We start from the raw sequence: 16,857 nt of genomic DNA, 5'->3' as shown, positions 1-16,857 counted from the left end.
CAATCTCCGAATTTTGGAAGCCTACCCACCATAGGCACACAGAAAATTGTTTTTTTTCCTACCTCGGGATTTAATATAAAGATTATTTTTGGCAATGTAATGTTTTTCAAATAGAAACTTAGGATACGTTTATGAAAGTACTTTTAGTCCAATGGATGTTGTGCCTGATGTGGAGCATGAGTTATGCACAGTCTCCTACAAAAGTGTTGGTAATGGAAATCCGGAACGATATTGATCCCCGGATGAATCGTTACGTAGAGTTGGCCTTAGATCATGCAACGGAGATCAAAGCGGATGTCGTACTGATTGATATGGATACGTATGGAGGAGCTGTGAACGATGCGGATGACATTCGGACGCGTATTCTGGAATATGAAAAACCTGTGTACGTGTTTATTAACAACAATGCGGCTTCGGCCGGGGCTTTGATTTCTATTGCCTCGGATAGTATTTATATGCGACCGGGAGCAAATATTGGAGCTGCTACGGTAGTGATGGGAGGAGACGGTGCCAAGGCTCCGGATAAGTATCAATCTTATATGCGCTCGATGATGCGCTCTACGGCAGAAGCCAATGGGAGAAACCCCAAAATAGCGGAAGCCATGGTCGATGAAAACCTGGAAGTGGAGGGCGTTAGCGAGGCCGGACAGGTGCTGACATTCACCGCTACCGAAGCGCAGGAGCATGGGTTTTGCGAAGGCATTTACAACTCACTGGAAGATGTGCTCGCTGCCAATAAGATTGAAAATTACGAAATGGTGAAATTTGAACTAGATGCTACCGAAAAAATCATTGCTTTGGTGCTCAATCCTTTTGTAAGTGGTATTTTGATTTTAGTGATTATCGGAGGAATTTATTTTGAACTCCAAACACCGGGTATTGGCTTCCCTTTGGCCGCAGCGACTATAGCCGTGGTTTTATATTTTATTCCGCACTACCTCAATGGCCTGGCAGCGAATTGGGAAATTTTAATTTTTGTAATCGGTTTGGCCTTGATAGGGGCTGAAATCTTCGTGATCCCGGGCTTTGGCATTGCCGGTATTTCCGGGATAGTACTCACCTTAGCTTCTTTGGTGTTGGTCATGTTGAACAACGACTTCTTCGACTTCACTTTTGTGCCGATGGAGCGGGTATTGGGAGCACTTACCGCTACACTTTCCGGTACCTTAGGGGCGGTGATACTGATGTTTTTCGGAGCAAGCCGGATTGGAAATACACAGTTTTTTCAACGCGTGGCACTCGCCAACACCTTGGATAAAGAGTCCGGGTATACTTCAAGTTTCAATGAAGGTAAGGATCTGGAAGGAAAACAAGGTACGGCCTATACCGTATTGCGCCCCAGTGGAAAAGTGATGATTGAAGATGAATTGTACGATGCCTATACCCGGGGGAATTTTATTGACAAGGGGGAAAATATTGTAGTGGTTTCCCAAAAAGGAACCTCTTTAAAAGTAAAAAAAGCCGAATAGCATATTCCAAGCCCTCCGGAAAGTCGAAGCCCGGAGGGTTTATTATTTCCGTTCGCCAAAGGCAATTCCATTGCTAAAGGACATTTGACCGCGTCAGTAAAAGAATTATCCCTTTTGAAGGTGTAACGGGTGGGTTACTAGTTAACTATTTTGATTTTTGGGTGGAAAGACCCCGCCTCTTTCATTTAAAAATCCATTTTCTTCCAATTCCTCCTTAACTTTGACTTTTAGAAACGGAAATCTGAACGTTCGATCTAATTCGTAGTATCCATGAAGTTAGCAATTATTAAGTACAATGCCGGGAATACCCAATCGGTGATTTATGCCTTTAACCGACTGGGGATTGAACCCGTGGTGACAGACGATCCGGAAATTATCCGTAGTGCTGATAAGGTAATTTTCCCTGGGGTAGGAGAGGCCAGTTCGGCAATGAAAAGTATCCGGTCCAAGCAACTGGACGGGGTGATTAAAGAACTCAAACAGCCTGTTTTGGGAATTTGTGTGGGTTTACAACTCATGTGTAAACATTCGGAAGAAAATAACACACAAGGGCTGGGTATATTTGATACGAAGGTAAAGCGTTTTCCTGCAGCCGGCCAAAAAGTCCCTCAGATTGGCTGGAACCGAATTTCAAACCTGAAAAGCCCCCTGTTTCAAGGAATTAAGGAGAATGATTATGTCTATTTTGTACATAGTTATTGTGCGGATCTTTGTGAGCATACCATTGCCCAAACGGATTATGCGGTGAACTTCAGCGGGGCATTGCACAAAGACAATTTTTACGCTTGTCAGTTTCATGCCGAAAAAAGCGGCACGGTAGGCGCCCAAATATTGAAAAACTTTATCGAACTATAATCAACCAACAGGCTTAAACCCGGCCGGGTTTGAGCAGTTGTATAAAAGATACTTGACATGATAGAAATCATACCAGCCATAGATCTCATTGATGGAAAATGTGTTCGCTTGACAAAAGGGGATTACGCTTCCAAAAAAGTGTATAACGAAGATCCCTTGGAAGTGGCCAAGGCTTTTGAAGATGTGGGCATTAAGCGCTTGCATTTGGTGGATTTGGACGGAGCAAAAGTCAAACATGTTGTGAATTTGCCGGTGTTGGAAAAAATTGCCAGTCGTACAAATCTGATTATTGACTTTGGCGGAGGGATTCAGGCTGAAGAGGATTTGAAAAGAGCGATAGATGCCGGTGCTCATATGATTACCTGTGGGAGCATTGCAGTAAAAAACCGGGAGATGTTTGAAAACTGGGTGATGGAATACGGCCCGGATAAAATTATCCTGGCGGCCGATACCCGCGACCGGAAAGTGGCCATTAGCGGTTGGTTGGAAACATCGGAAATCCCTGTGATGGACTTTATCGATTCCTATACGAAAAAAGGCGTGGAGTATATCCTCTGTACCGACATTAGCAAAGACGGAATGCTGGAAGGAACCTCCTTGGACTTGTATTCGGAGATTCAACAAGAGTTTCCCGCATTGAAGTTGATTGCCAGTGGTGGTGTGGCCGATATGGGAGATATAGAGCAACTGGATGAAAAAGGCATCTTTGCCGTAGTAGTCGGAAAGGCGATTTACGAAAGAAGAATTACGATGGAAGAATTAGCAAAAAGAAGCTAAAGACCCGAATCAAACACTGATAACGCTTTATTATCATGCTGACAAAAAGAATCATACCCTGTTTGGATATAAAAGACGGACAAACTGTAAAAGGTGTCAATTTTGTGGATTTGCGTTCGGCTGGGGATCCGGTAGAACTGGCCAAAGCGTATTCGGAACAAGGCGCAGATGAGTTGGTGTTTTTGGATATCACTGCTACGGTGGAAAAAAGAAAAACCCTGGTGGAGTTGGTGCGGAGAGTTGCCCGGGAAATCAATATTCCGTTTACGGTAGGGGGAGGTATTAGCTCCATCGAAGATGTGTCGGCCCTGTTAAATGCCGGGGCAGATAAAATCTCGATCAATTCTTCTGCAATTAAAAATCCGGATTTGATTAATGAATTGGCCAATGAGTTTGGGGCTCAATGTGTAGTAGTCGCCATCGATACCAAATACATCCATGGCGAACATATCGTACATGTAAAAGGAGGCAGAGAGGCTACGGAGGTGCGAACCGTTCCTTGGGCCAAGGAAGTAGAAGCCCGGGGAGCCGGAGAAATCCTGTTGACCTCTATGGATCACGATGGTACCAAAAACGGTTTTGCCATTGAACTGACAGGCCAACTGACTAAGTTGTTGAATATCCCGGTGATTGCCTCCGGAGGAGCCGGAAATATGGCCCATTTTGAAGAAATCTTTAAAAATGACGATGCGGATGCGGCTTTGGCGGCAAGTATTTTCCACTTTAAAGAGGTGGCCATCCCCGAGTTAAAACAATATTTGAACGATCAAGGAATTGTCATGCGGGTATAATGAACCCTCTTTTCTATTTAAAAAAATAAGCACCCCCTGGCTAATTTACCTTTTGCCAGGGGGTGTTGTGTTTTTTCTATGAAGCTCCATGACGATACTCACCAGCCTTTTCTAATCCATGTTGCATAAAACCGGAGCAAATACCATAAAAGCCAATTGAAACCCAGTGGCCTTGGGGAATCCTTGCATAAAAACTTTGGTATTTATCCGGGAGCTGACAGGTATATTTTTACTCTACGAGTTTGTGGTGGTTTAGCATTCATTTTGTGAAGTGCACCTTTGGAAATACAATCGTATAAAATAAGCCTGTATTATGATGATTTGTATGGGAAATTGGCGCAATCCAATAGAGTTCTAAATTCTTAATGAGCAGAGCGGAATGAGTAAGGCTTTCAAGAATATTACCTTGATGAGAAGCACTCCAAACTCTATAAATAAAATTCCTCTTGTCTGGGTTTTTTATATACCTTTTATAAGGTATTGTTTAATACTTCCTCTGAGTTTTTAATATTTATGCGTTTGAATGAGATGTTGTCAGTGGTGCCTCGGCTTTTCTGCCTTTTATTTTTGCTCCTACTGACTCGTTTGGCCTTGGGGCAAGATACCCTTTGGGTAGAAGATTTTTCCGGCTTGGCGGATGGAACCACTACGGATAGCGGTACTACCAGCTGGACTTCGGTTGACTTGAATGAAACTTCAGCCCACTACTTTGAAGTTAGGAGTGAAGAATTCAGAGGGTCGGATTTGGATAGCCAAGCCATATGGACCTCAGAGCGGATTGATATTTCAACGCATCAAGACATTTCCTTGTCTATGAATTTGGAAGAAGAAGGAGATTTGGAAATAGCCAATAATTATGTAGGAGTCTTTTATTCCATTGATGGGGAAGCGGAGCAAGCATTGTTTGAGCGTTACGGTGATTTTGGTACTGTAACTCCTTCCGTTGACAGTTTGAATGGAGATACATTACAAATTTTTATCAGAGTGATCTGTAATGCTCAGAATGAAGAAGTCCGTTTTGATAATATTTTGGTGGAAGGCACCTTTGTAGAAGCCTCTTTACCGGTTCGTTTTTTGTCTTTTTCGGCCAAGGCGGATGCTGACCGGGTCTTGTTGCAATGGCAAACGACAGATGAAGAAAATAATAGGGGTTATGAAGTACAAAGAAGCGAAGGAGGTGATCCTTTTACCAGTATTGGCTTTGTAAAGGGTACCAATCAGAAGTTGCTTTCAAACTACCATTTCACAGATATTGGAGTACAGGGAACCGCATATTATCGCTTAAAGCAGCTGGATTTTGATGGGAAAATGACCTTCAGTAAAGTAGTGGTGGCTACTGTAGTACCCGGGCAGCAATTTGGCGTCAGGTTATACCCCAACCCGTTTACAGGTCCACCTACCTTGGAAGTGAAGAACCCTGAGGAATTACCCATATGCCTGAAATTGTACAATCAGACAGGCAAAAATATCTCTCAGCGCCAACTACCTCCCCTTATTTTTCAGCAAGTACAACAAAGTACAGTCTTTGAAAATTTGCCCGAAGGGTTATACTTTTTAAGAGTAGAAACAGCCAAGAAAATTCTTATTTTAAAACTGATAAAAAAATAATTTACCAAGCTGGCTAACCCAAACAGTTGGGCTTCTTTAAACCTTCAAAACCTGGAAGGTTTTTTTATTCTACCGTAACGGTTTTGATCAGCTTATCGGCAAATTTGATTTCTTTCTTGCCCTTGTTGAACAAGCCGGATAAACGCAAAGGGGCTTCATGGTGGCCACTGTTTTGAGCTGTTATTTGTACCTTGAGCTTATACTTTGCATTCACCCTTTCCATTTGAGAAGCATTCTCCGTGACTAGTGTGAGAGGGTTATCTTGTGAAGAAAGCGCCTCTATGGTAAGAGGAGAGTTGAAAGTCAGGCCGGATGCTTCATAAAAGGCATTAAGAGCCTGTAGTTCTTCTTCTAGTTTTTGTAAAGAAATATTGCCTTTCCTTTGGTAATCATCAATTTCATAGAGCAGGTCAATTTGAGAAATGGTACTCTCCGTTTCTTCAATGATGCCCGGTAAGTGAGGGCTGATAATGCGTTGTATGTATTTGTTGGCATCATTTAAAATCACCTTATCATACATAAAATCCTGTAATTCTATATAAAAGTCATCCAGCTCTTTGGTGGCCATTTCATCGTTTTTGAGTTCATGTCTTTTTTGGTTATAAATGTATTCAAATAAATATAACCGTTTGGCAATGCGCTGGTTGACCTGCGAAAACTCCCGCTCATTATTCCGGAAGAGTTCGGGGAAGTTCTCCTGAGGCTTTTCTTGTTTGGGATTCTCCGCCCAACTTTCAAAATAAGCAATAGACTTGCTCAGCAATTCTTGTAAAAAATTAAAATTCTGCTCGTAACGCTTATTGGCATTGATCACCCGTTTGAATTGTCGTACAACCTCAGGGTTCGCATTTTGTAATTTCTTTTGATTGGCCGCTTCTACAGATGCTTTTAATTCCAAATACGTAGGGTGGGCTTGTTGTATCTTATTTTGCAGGCTTTTCAAGCGCTTTACTACCGCAGATACATTACCTTGCAACTCTTGAATGGTTTCTTCCTTCCGGGTTTCCAGGCTGTCATTGTCGTGATGTACACTTTGCATGGCCAGTTCCATTACCGAAGGCTCCAGGATAGGCACGTAGATGGCAGCTTGGTAGGTTTTACCGGGTTGAAGTTGGTCGGGAATACTTTGAGAGGTGCGGGCCAGTACATAGTCACTAATTAATTGTTGTTCGGAGGTACGGCTACTTTGACGAAAGAAAAGAAAAATAACCGTACCGACAAGTATGAACAGCAAGCCTATTATTAGAAAAAGTAAAACTTTCCTTTTAGCGCTATTAGATTCAGGGTTAGTTGTTTGAGAGTTTGCAGACATAGGATCTGGAATTACAGTCTGGTGGAAAAGTAGAAAAAATTTCTAGTCAGAACTTAATTTTATTATTACAAAATTTAACAAAATTATTTTAAAAAAAATAGGGAATGCTCCTAATAAAACAATGTGTACAAAAGATAAGCCAAAGGCTTGGGTAGGTTGTCTGCTTTGTAAAAAGCCATACTATCGAAAGGCTTGCCGGGAATAAAGGCAGACAGTCAGTGGCAGTCTGCCTTTTACTCCCCAAACCGGGTTTATGCCAAAAAATGTTTCAGGTCAAAATAAACCAACATATAGGTATTTCCTTCTTCATCTTTTACCTGAAGTAAGCCGGTGCTGCCAATCGGAAAAGAAAAATGAAGGGTGTACGGCTTTTCAAACGCCATCTGTTTTAAATTGACAAAGCGATGGTTTTGTGTGAGAATATTTTGGCTGAAATCAAAGTGATAATTGATTTGCTTCAGAATATAGCGGTTGGATACTTTTTTACTGCTGGCCTCTTCCTGCTTTAGTACCAAAGGCACTGTGAATGTATCAAATACCGATTTGGACAACAGGGCATTGATATGGATGGTGTTTTCGGTATGATGTAACTCAAATCCTTCCTTTGTCCAGGCTTTTTGTACATGTATATTTTCGATTTGGGTAGTTGCCCGCATATAGCTCCGGCCCCGGTCCTTTGCATAGTTTTTGGCATAGGTCATTATATCCTTAAAAATCCCTTTTCCCCGCTTATTGGGTTTTACTCCGTACAAAATGCCCTTTACCTTTTCTTCTATTTGGAAATTAAACGTGCCGAATCCTACCAGTTCTCCTGCCTGGTAAACCAACCAACACACCCGGTCCTCATTTCCTTCCGCATAACTGCGCATCCAGTCCATATACCCTTCCGTCACCGCCTCATTGTCAAAAATAGGATTCATCCGGTAGTGGTTTACGTACTGACCGAAGGTCTCTCTGACAATCTGATTGATGATTTCATGATCGTTGGGAGTAGCGACTTTAAACTCCAAATCCTGATTGATCAGCTCTTTTTTCTCATACTTTTCCAGGTCAAAGTGGTAGTAGGCCAATGTGTCCGTAATCCTGTTGGGCAGTGCCAGTTTATCCAACTTATGGACAAAAGAAAGTTGCTGGGTCGGGATACGTAAAATAGCCGTATCAATCTTGTGTTCAATGATTTGTTCGACTATTTCCTTTGCATCGATTTCATCCAGTTTTGCCCGGTGGATGACTAAACCAAATCGTTCACTGTCTAATCTGGAATACTTTAATTTATTCATTTTTCTTTATCTACTGTAGAACTTGTATTTCTGAAAACTACCTTGTTAATAAGAGATGACCTTGGGGAGGTACCTCTATTTTAGGTAATTTTGGGTTTTGTCTAAGCCCTCGAGGCAAATTACAGATGAAAATAGCAAATTTCAAATTTGACCGGCTAATTTAAAACAAGTCTGTGTTGATTTTCAAGTAAATAGATTTTGTAAATGTTGAAAGATCGTTCTCCAATGAATATCCCAGGGAGGACGGATGAAGGCAAGGGACGAAGAAACTGAGAAAATAATTTTAATTTATGTTGGGAAAACCTACCTTTGCGGTTCGTAAATTAAAAAAACAATTGAGAAAATGGCTTCAACAAGATTAATTAGAAAATCTTTAAAAAACCGGATGCGGGCTGTCGCGAAACAAAAGACTATAAAACGCCAGAATTTTCAACCTGTGATAAAAAAAGTAGATATCGAAGCGATCAAAAAATCTTTTGAAGAGAACAAGTAAGCTTCTTAGCACCGGTATTGTTGGATAAGTACAATGCTACTTACTCCAAAAACAGAAGATGCAGCGAAAATCAATCGTTGCATTTTTTTATGCCCTGGGGCCAAGTTCTACTACCCGGAGGTTTTGGATTTTCCCTTTTTCTATCTCAAACAACATGATCGTGCGCACTTTATGAAATCCATGTTTGCCGGCTGCGCCCGGGTTCAAATGCAATAAGTGTCTGGATTTGTCCGGAATGGCTTTCAAAATATGCGAATGGCCGCATATAAATAATCCGGGTTTGATTTCATCGAGTTGTTTTTTGAGCTTGGTAGTATACCGGGGAGGGTAGCCGCCAATATGTGTCATCCATACTTTAAGGCCTTCACATTCAAAAATTTGATTTTCCGGATAAGTTGCCCGGGCTTCCGTATCGTCAATATTGCCATAGACAGCCCTAAGAGTCGTGACTTCTTCAATCTGTCGGGTGACTGTGAGCTCCCCGATATCTCCGGCATGCCATACTTCATCGCATTCTCGAAAGTACTTTAATACACTAGGATCCAGGTAACTATGGGTGTCAGAAATAAGACCTATTTTTTTCATAGTGCTTTCTTTTAAGAAGCAAAGAAAGAAAAATTTTTTTAAAATAAATTTTTATCTACTTTTGCACACCGAACTGCACGCGTAGTTCAATTGGATAGAATATCAGATTTCGGCTCTGAGGGTTGAGGGTTCGAGTCCTTCCGCGTGCACTAAATGACTTTGATAAGTGAACAGAGAGCCTCCCGGACAATTTGCTTGGGAGGCTCTCTTATTTTTTAGCTTCGGTTAGTTTTTAAATCCTTAACCACTCCATCAGTTAATAGAATTGGTATCAGGCCACAAAGGATGTGGGTTATAGTCTGTTCACTGGTAGATATCGCTTGCGGTATTCAATAATAACTCATAGAGTAACCTTTTGAGGAGAGCAAGGGAAATAGGGGGGTGAAAGTAGTTGTTTTATCCAATGTATCGGTAAGTCCGGTACTTTGACAAGGTTTATTGATGGATATGCCTTGGCTTTGTGAGTTCAAACTTTGGCCTGTTTCCCTCTAGTTACCGAAAGCCTGCCAAATATGAATACCTTGTTTACTTGTACTATTTTTCATCTCTGTACAGATATTTTCGGATTCTTTGATTCATGAGAGTGGATTTGTCATCCCAAAGCACTTCGTTTTGAAAATTTTAACTTTATTTTTACTTTTTGATGTATAAGTTATTCAACCATGGGCTCAAGGTGCTTTCGGGTAACTTTAAAACATAGGTTGTTATGAATTAACAGACACAACAGGGTATTAGAAGAAAATACCTTTTTACTTAAGCTGAATGAGCATAAGTTTATAGGGAATGGCTAACAAAAACCAAAATAAAGAATTCGTTGTACATACGGAGGTAAAAGAGAAGTATTCCAATTTTGAAGAGGTTTTCAAGATGTTCTACCCTTCTATGTGTATGGTAGCCTTGAAATATGTGGAAGACGAAGGGGTGGCAAAAGATATTGCACAGGGCGTGTTTGTGAAGTTATGGGAAAAAAGGACAGAATATCAGGAGGTTTCTTCCATCAAAGCCTTCCTTTACACCATGGTAAGAAATGCCAGTCTCAATTACCTTCGCGATCGTAAAATCAGGTCTATCCACCATCAGCAAATCGAAAAGGAGTCAGAGCTCTTTGCCCGCAATGTTGAAATCGAAGAAGAATCCTACCGCTTGTTGAATGCTGCCATCCAGCAACTCCCTCCGAGAAGTGCGGAAATCATCAAACTGAATTTGAAAGGTTTGAAAAATACCGAAATTGCCAAAGAATTGGATATCTCTGTGAATACGGTAAAAACCTTAAAGTACAATGCGCTGAAAGAACTCCGGAAATTATTGAAAGATTATAACTATGCTTATATACTGCTATTAATGAAGCTTTTCTCTTAAAAAAAAATACTTTTTTATACTTTTGCAATCGATTGATTCTCAAAAGCTTTTCATCCCTCAAAGATGATCCCGATAAAAAAATAAGTATTCGCATTCATCCTCTTTGAATGTTCATGTGTTTTTAATATGAACGTAACACTAAGATGCGAGAAAAGGACACTGATATATTACCCTCATTATTTGCCAAGTACTTAATGGATACGCTTTCCGAAGAAGAAGAGCAAACTCTGAAACATTGGCTGGAAATTGACGCGTACCAACAGCTATTTGAGCAGGTCAAAGACAAAAAAAATCTGGAAAGCCGGCAACACTTTCTGGATAAAGTCGATGTAAATGCCGATTGGTTGCAAGTACAAACTCAACTAACGAAGAAGGTAAAAGAAACGAAAACCGGAAAAGTACAGCGGTTGTATGCTCAGTGGATAAAGTATGTGGCGGTGCTCTTTTTAATTGCCTTAGGAACATATGTAGGGAAGAGGCTATGGACAGAGAAGAAAGCTGCAACTATGATTACTGCTTTGGGAGACGTACAGCCGGGATCAAAACAGGCGGTGCTCATCTTGCCTAACGGGGAAAGGGTGAATCTTGAAAATACCGATCAACAAATTGTGCAGCATAATGGGGTGAAGGCCATTAATAAAAATAACCAGTTGACCTATGAGTCTGTAGAAGAAGGAAGTTCGTCTGGTACCGTAGAGGTCAGTTATAATACACTGTTTGTGCCTATAGGAGGAGAGTATCAACTGCAATTGCCGGACGGCACAAAGGTTTGGTTAAATTCAGCCTCTACCTTAAAATATCCTACTCGCTTTGTTGGTGAGAAAAGGATGGTAGAATTAGAAGGGGAGGCCTATTTTGAAGTAGTAAAAGACCACAAACAATTTGTTGTCAATACCCGGGAAGTTGATGTGGCCGTGTTGGGTACTTCTTTTAACGTATCAGCTTATGCCAACGACCGGGAAGTAGCCACTACTTTGGTAGAAGGACATGTAGCAATGTCGAGCAATATGCTTGGTGGAAGAGTTGATTTATTACCGGGAAAAAGGGGGGTGTATAACAGAGCGCAAAAGAGTATTGAGGTACATGAAGTCGATACGGATATCTATACCTCCTGGAAAGACGGGAAATTTTATTTTGAGAGAGAGAAGTTGGGAAATATCATCACCAAGTTAGGGCGCTGGTACCGGTTTGAGGCGAAGTATATGGATTCGGCAATCAAAAACAAGACCTTCACCGGAGTGGTCTTAAAAAAGCATTCCTTAGGGTATTTATTGAATATTATTGAATCAACCACTAATGTGACATTTGAAATGAGAGATCAACAACTGATCATCTCTTCGAAAAAAACACTGAAAAAGTCAGAAAAATAAGAACATCAATTGAATGCCGCCTTTTGACTAACTAATTACATTACTAACACTGCCTGAGGTTGAAACCCGGACAACGATGCGAACAGTATCCGGATGAGTAAGCCAATGGGATTTCTATGTCCAAATTGTATCCGTCAACTTGTAACTGATGTAAATCTATGAAGAAAAAATCTACTACGACAACAGTATTCAACAATTCCCGAAAACTCCTTTTATGGATGGCTAAAAAGTCACTGATATTATTTTTAGTGAGCTTTTTTAGCATCACCTCTTTCGGATATTCACAGCGACTGACACTGAACTTGGGTGAAGTCACTTTGCTCAAAGCACTGAAAGTTTTGAAAAAGGAAGCTCAGGTGGACTTTTTTTACAGTGATGACGAACTGGATGTGAACCGCAAGGTACTGGTGAAGTTTGAAAATACTGATTTATTGCAAATTGTCAGTACATTGGTGGGCGAACAATACAATGTAAAGATCAACAAAGATAATATTGTATTGATAAGCCCCAGTCAGAAGCTCTCCTCTCCAAAGCAAGATATTACCCTTACAGGGCATATTCAAGATGAGAACGGTTTACCACTTCCCGGTGCCAGTATCATTGTAAAAGGTTCCGGTAAAGGGACTATTACGGATATCAATGGTAATTTCAAGCTCATTGTTCCGAAAAGTGCATCGTTAATCATCAGCTTTATCGGTTACAAGACCCAAGAAGTAACCGTAGCCGGCAAAACCAATCTTACCATTGCTATGCAAGCCGATGTAAGTGAGTTGGAAGAAGTCGTCATTACCGGGGTAGTGGAGCGAAACAAAGAAAGCTTTACCGGGGCTGTGAGAACTTTTTCTGGAACAGACTTGAAACAATTGGGGAATCAGAATGTGATTCAAAGTTTGAAGTCTTTGGACCCCTCCATGGCCGTATTGGAAAATACGGAGTTTGGTTCCAACCCAAATGTATTGCCCAACATAGAAGTCCGGGGGAAAACCAGTGTTGCTTCAGCATCGCTAAGGGATGAGTTTGGTGCGGACCCCAATCAACCATTGTTTATCTTGGATGGGTTTGAAACGGATCTGAGAACAATCGTAGACCTGGATATGAACCGGGTGGCTTCTATTACCATTCTAAAAGATGCCTCATCCACGGCCTTGTATGGAGCCAAAGCCGCAAACGGGGTGATTGTGATTGAAACGAAAAGACCTGAGCCAGGCAAGATGGACATAAATTATACGGCCGATTTTCGAGTAGAAGCTCCGGATTTGAGTGACTATAACTTGATGAATGCCGCCGAAAAACTGGAGTTTGAAAGATTATCCGGGAAATATACTTATTATAGTATTGATCCTGCTTATCAATTGGAATTGGATGAGTTGTATTTCTCCCGGCTAAAGCTTGTTCGGGAAGGAGTGGATACTTATTGGTTGCACGAACCTTTGCAAACCGGATTTACAAATGGGCATTCTTTGTATTTGAACGGAGGGGAAAATGCCATTCAATATGGGATTGGTTTGAACTACCGGGATGTTTCGGGGGTAATGAAAGGCTCCGGACGTGAAACGTGGGGAGGAAACGTTGATTTAATCTATCGAAAAAATAAAGTAAAATTTTATAATAAGCTCTATGTCAGTGGTTCGGATGCTGACGAATCTCCTTATGGTTCTTTTGCAGATTTTGCCCGGGCAAATCCTTATTTTAAAAAGCGCAATGCAGAAGGAGGACTTGACCGGTATTTGGAGTATGCAAATGTGAGCGGTGCCGAACACTACTACGTTCCCAACCCATTGTACAATGCCTCTCTGAAGAATAAGAACAATACGCAGTCTTTTAATGTGCAAAATAATTTGCAGGCCGAATGGAAACCAAGTAATCACATCCGGGTACAAGGAGGGCTTCAGTTAAATAAATCAGTGACAACCCAAGAGACGTTTTCTCCTCCGGAGCGCACCCAATATGATGATGTGGATGTTTTGGAAAGAGGGCAATATGGAAATATCAGAACCGAAAAGTTTAGCTATCGGGCGAATGTAACGTTGAGTTATGCGAGAATTTTTGCCGAGAAGCATCAGTTTACCGCAAACCTCAGAGCGGATATCGAAGAAAATAGCAATGAACGCCTGACGGTTATTGCTGTGGGGTTTCCCAATGGAACAAATGGCAACCCTGCATTTGCTTATAATTACCAACCGAACGCTTCACCGGGTACTGCCAGGAGTTTGTATAGAAGAAACAATCTGTTAGCCAGTGTGAACTATGTGTATGATCAACGGTTTTTGTTTGATGCAACTTATCGCCTGGATGGCTCTACGGCCTTTGGTTCAAATAAAAAATACTTTTCTTTCTGGGCTGTAGGGGCCGGGTGGAACTTGCATAACGAGTTTGAGTTAGAAGGAGTGGACTTGTTAAAACTTCGGGCAAACATAGGTTCTACCGGAAATCAAAATTTTGGCAGTGTGTCTTCTGTCTCTGTGTATAGTTATGACCAATCGTCCAATATCTTCGGACAAGGAACATATTTAAGTACGTTGGCAAATCCCGATTTGGAGTGGCAAAATACGGTTACCACCAGTATAGGTGCAGATATTGCCATTTTTAATAGAAGGGTAAGTGCTACTTTAAACGCCTATCAGAAAAAAACAGACCCTCTTGTAATTGTTCTGGATTTACCTTCTTCTACAGGGGTATCAGGGTATTCTACCAATGCAGGTTTTATGGATGTGAAAGGAGTGGAAGCCATTATCCGGGTCTCACCAATTTATCAATTGGAAAAGCGAATTATTTGGACATTAGGCTTAAATGCAAGTTCTATCAAAAGTGAATATGGAGGGTTTAATAACAAACTGGAAGGCTTAAATAAAGATCAGGAAATTAGCCAGTCGTTACTAAGGTTCAAAGATGGGTATAGCCCGGACGATATCTGGGCGGTGAAATCCATGGGTATTGATCCGGGAACGGGTCGTGAAGTATTCCTTCGGGCAGACGGACAAGCAACCTTTGAGTACGATCCTAGTGATGTTACGGTAGTTGGAAATACACGTCCGGAGGTAGAAGGAGTGATCAGCAGTAATTTAACATACAAAAGTTTTACCTTAGGAGTCAACCTCAGGTTCCGGTATGGTGGCGATCTGTTCAATCAGCCTCTTTATAACAAAGTGGAAAATATCAGTAGAGAGAATGTTGCCTTGAATCAGGACCGTAGAGCCCTGTACGACCGATGGCAAAACCCTGGAGATATTGCCCAGTTTAAAGCCATCTCTTTGACGACTGAAACGCCTATTTCCTCTCGTTTTGTGCAAAAAGAAAATACCCTGATAGGGGAATCAATTAATATCGGATATCAACTAACAAACCATGGCTGGGTGAAACGCCTGGGAGTGAAGGCTCTTCGTGTGAATGTCTACATGAATGATATCTTTCATGAATCCTCTGTAATAGCCGAAAGAGGAATTAGTTACCCCTTTTCCAGAGCGGTTTCTTTGAGTATTAATGCAACCTTCTAACCTGATCTTCATTATGAAAAAAAATATTATAAAGATATTCTTGATAACATTGGGAATAGGTGTGTTGACCTCTTGCAGTGATTACTTAGATGTAGAACCGGAAGATAAATTTCTTGAGTCTCAACTGTTCAGTAGCGAACAAGGTATCAATAGTGTACTGAATGGTATCTATATGGACATGACCAGTGAGCTACTGTATGGAGGCAATTTGACAATCAGTACCGTGGAATTCTTGGCTCAACGCTATAATGTGATGAGCACAACGCATTCTTGGTACGATTGCGGGCGGTATGCTTATGGAGAAGAAAAGGTAAAGGAAAGCTTTAATGAGATGTGGTCTGGCGGATATACTACGATAGTAAGTGTAAATAAATTTATCGAAAACCTGGATAGGTATGGAAGTATTCTCACCGAAAGCAAACGGAATATTTTAAAAGGCGAGGCATACGGTTTACGCGCTTTTTTACATTTCGATCTATTGCGATTGTTTGGGCCGGTTTATAGCGAAGGTTCAACTGCGAAAGCCATTCCCTACTATACCATGGCGAAGGCAGAATTAGAAGAAGTGTTAACAGCCGAACAGGTATATGCTCACCTGATTCAAGACTTGAGTCTGGCGGAGCAACTGCTGGTGAATGATCCGGTGATTGAATCAGGTACTATGAACGAGCAGCCTGTGAATGATGGGTTTGATTTCTACCGAAACCGGCATTTGCGGCTGAATTATTATGCTGTAAAAGCGCTGGAGGCCCGAATTCATTTGTATGCCGGGAATAAAGAAAAAGCCTTGGCTGCCGCAAACGGGGTGATAGAGCAAGCCAGTCAGTGGTTTCCATGGACAGAGCCCGAAGCAATCATTTCAGCAGGAGGAAATCCTGATCGTGTATTTTCCAACGAAGTGATTTTCGGTGTCCAAAACATGGAGCTGTATACCACTCATAAAAAATACTTTTCCAGTGAATTACGGGATTCAGAGATTCTGGCGCCAAATCTGCCGCGAATTGAAGCTGCTTTTGAGAATAACGAAAACGACTATCGATACAATTCTTGCTGGAAAATCCCGGTTACGGGAGGGAAAAATTTCCGCACTTTTTTTAAGTACGAAGATATCTTAGATAAAGAAATTCCATTCCGTTTTTTACAACCTCTGATTAAGATGTCCGAGATGTATTATATCGTGGCGGAATGTGAGCAAAATATTGATTACCTCAATACAGTCCGCTATCACAGAGGGTTGACAGACCTTGAAAGTACGGCTAATTTGGAGTCAGAACTCCAAAAAGAGTATACCAAAGAGTTTTTTGGTGAAGGGCAACTTTTCTTTTATTACAAGCGAAAAAATGTGAGCAGAATACTTAATGGCTCTTCTACTTCAGGATATAGTTACTACAACATGAGTGCTGATACCTATGTATTGCCTATGCCTGAGTCAGAAACCCGCTACCGTTAAACCTATTTTGTAAA

Annotated in this window: 12 protein-coding genes and 1 tRNA gene; 10 read left to right on the top strand and 3 right to left on the bottom strand. The window is 41.3% G+C overall.

Features of this window, described 5'->3' with window-relative positions; genetic code table 11:
* Positions 1-131 precede the first annotated feature (131 nt).
* From AAG747_RS20125 to AAG747_RS20105, 5 genes are all read left to right on the top strand, one after another.
* Positions 132-1,469, top strand: a complete 1,338-nt coding sequence (locus tag AAG747_RS20125; protein ID WP_346823017.1) for an NfeD family protein — start codon at positions 132-134, stop codon at positions 1,467-1,469.
* A 270-nt stretch (positions 1,470-1,739) separates the two neighbouring features.
* The gene (gene hisH / locus AAG747_RS20120; protein ID WP_346823016.1) at positions 1,740-2,324 is read left to right on the top strand and encodes an imidazole glycerol phosphate synthase subunit HisH; all 585 of its coding nucleotides are present in this window, start codon (positions 1,740-1,742) and stop codon (positions 2,322-2,324) included.
* A 57-nt stretch (positions 2,325-2,381) separates the two neighbouring features.
* Positions 2,382-3,101, top strand: a complete 720-nt coding sequence (hisA, locus tag AAG747_RS20115) for a 1-(5-phosphoribosyl)-5-[(5-phosphoribosylamino)methylideneamino]imidazole-4-carboxamide isomerase (RefSeq protein ID WP_346823015.1) — start codon at positions 2,382-2,384, stop codon at positions 3,099-3,101.
* A gap of 35 nt (positions 3,102-3,136) precedes the next feature.
* Positions 3,137-3,892 (top strand): imidazole glycerol phosphate synthase subunit HisF, encoded by a 756-nt coding sequence (gene hisF / locus AAG747_RS20110; RefSeq protein WP_346823014.1) that lies wholly within the window; start codon positions 3,137-3,139, stop codon positions 3,890-3,892.
* Positions 3,893-4,459: 567 nt separating this feature from the next.
* On the top strand, positions 4,460-5,500 hold the full coding sequence (locus AAG747_RS20105; protein ID WP_346823013.1) for a T9SS type A sorting domain-containing protein: 1,041 nt from the start codon (positions 4,460-4,462) through the stop codon (positions 5,498-5,500).
* A 64-nt stretch (positions 5,501-5,564) separates the two neighbouring features.
* Here AAG747_RS20105 and AAG747_RS20100 read toward each other — a convergent pair whose 3' ends face one another.
* From AAG747_RS20100 to AAG747_RS20090, 3 genes are all read right to left on the bottom strand, one after another.
* Complete coding sequence (locus AAG747_RS20100; RefSeq protein ID WP_346823012.1) at positions 5,565-6,734, bottom strand: hypothetical protein; 1,170 nt, start codon at positions 6,732-6,734, stop codon at positions 5,565-5,567.
* Positions 6,735-7,063: 329 nt separating this feature from the next.
* Positions 7,064-8,092, bottom strand: a complete 1,029-nt coding sequence (locus AAG747_RS20095) for a GNAT family N-acetyltransferase (protein ID WP_346823011.1) — start codon at positions 8,090-8,092, stop codon at positions 7,064-7,066.
* A gap of 580 nt (positions 8,093-8,672) precedes the next feature.
* Entirely contained in the window at positions 8,673-9,170 is a 498-nt protein-coding gene (locus AAG747_RS20090) for a metallophosphoesterase family protein (RefSeq protein ID WP_346823010.1), read from the bottom strand.
* A gap of 75 nt (positions 9,171-9,245) precedes the next feature.
* Here AAG747_RS20090 and AAG747_RS20085 point away from each other — a divergent pair.
* From AAG747_RS20085 to AAG747_RS20065, 5 genes are all read left to right on the top strand, one after another.
* A tRNA-Arg gene (locus AAG747_RS20085) sits at positions 9,246-9,319 on the top strand.
* 634 nt (positions 9,320-9,953) lie between these two features.
* A complete protein-coding gene (locus AAG747_RS20080) occupies positions 9,954-10,529 on the top strand; it encodes an RNA polymerase sigma-70 factor (protein WP_346823009.1) in 576 nt (191 codons plus the stop codon).
* A 143-nt stretch (positions 10,530-10,672) separates the two neighbouring features.
* Positions 10,673-11,899, top strand: coding sequence for a FecR family protein (locus AAG747_RS20075; RefSeq protein WP_346823008.1), 1,227 nt, complete (start codon positions 10,673-10,675; stop codon positions 11,897-11,899).
* 218 nt (positions 11,900-12,117) lie between these two features.
* Positions 12,118-15,393, top strand: a complete 3,276-nt coding sequence (locus tag AAG747_RS20070) for a SusC/RagA family TonB-linked outer membrane protein (RefSeq protein ID WP_346823007.1) — start codon at positions 12,118-12,120, stop codon at positions 15,391-15,393.
* 13 nt (positions 15,394-15,406) lie between these two features.
* Positions 15,407-16,843, top strand: coding sequence for a RagB/SusD family nutrient uptake outer membrane protein (locus AAG747_RS20065; protein WP_346823006.1), 1,437 nt, complete (start codon positions 15,407-15,409; stop codon positions 16,841-16,843).
* The last annotated feature ends 14 nt before the right edge of the window (positions 16,844-16,857 follow it).

Origin of the sequence: Rapidithrix thailandica, from assembly GCF_039710355.1 — a bacterium.
Lineage (GTDB): Bacteria > Bacteroidota > Bacteroidia > Cytophagales > Flammeovirgaceae > Rapidithrix > Rapidithrix thailandica.
Note: the sequence above shows the minus strand (reverse complement) of the source record. Positions and strands in the feature narration are given on the sequence as shown.

Coding starts and splice junctions, on each gene's coding strand:
- AAG747_RS20125 (WP_346823017.1), top strand. CDS start 132: ATGAAAGTACTTTTAGTCCAATGGATGTTGTGCCTGATGTGGAGCATG.
- hisH (WP_346823016.1), top strand. CDS start 1,740: ATGAAGTTAGCAATTATTAAGTACAATGCCGGGAATACCCAATCGGTG.
- hisA (WP_346823015.1), top strand. CDS start 2,382: ATGATAGAAATCATACCAGCCATAGATCTCATTGATGGAAAATGTGTT.
- hisF (WP_346823014.1), top strand. CDS start 3,137: ATGCTGACAAAAAGAATCATACCCTGTTTGGATATAAAAGACGGACAA.
- AAG747_RS20095 (WP_346823011.1), bottom strand. CDS start 8,092: ATGAATAAATTAAAGTATTCCAGATTAGACAGTGAACGATTTGGTTTA.
- AAG747_RS20090 (WP_346823010.1), bottom strand. CDS start 9,170: ATGAAAAAAATAGGTCTTATTTCTGACACCCATAGTTACCTGGATCCT.
- AAG747_RS20080 (WP_346823009.1), top strand. CDS start 9,954: ATGGCTAACAAAAACCAAAATAAAGAATTCGTTGTACATACGGAGGTA.
- AAG747_RS20075 (WP_346823008.1), top strand. CDS start 10,673: ATGCGAGAAAAGGACACTGATATATTACCCTCATTATTTGCCAAGTAC.
- AAG747_RS20070 (WP_346823007.1), top strand. CDS start 12,118: ATGGCTAAAAAGTCACTGATATTATTTTTAGTGAGCTTTTTTAGCATC.
- AAG747_RS20065 (WP_346823006.1), top strand. CDS start 15,407: ATGAAAAAAAATATTATAAAGATATTCTTGATAACATTGGGAATAGGT.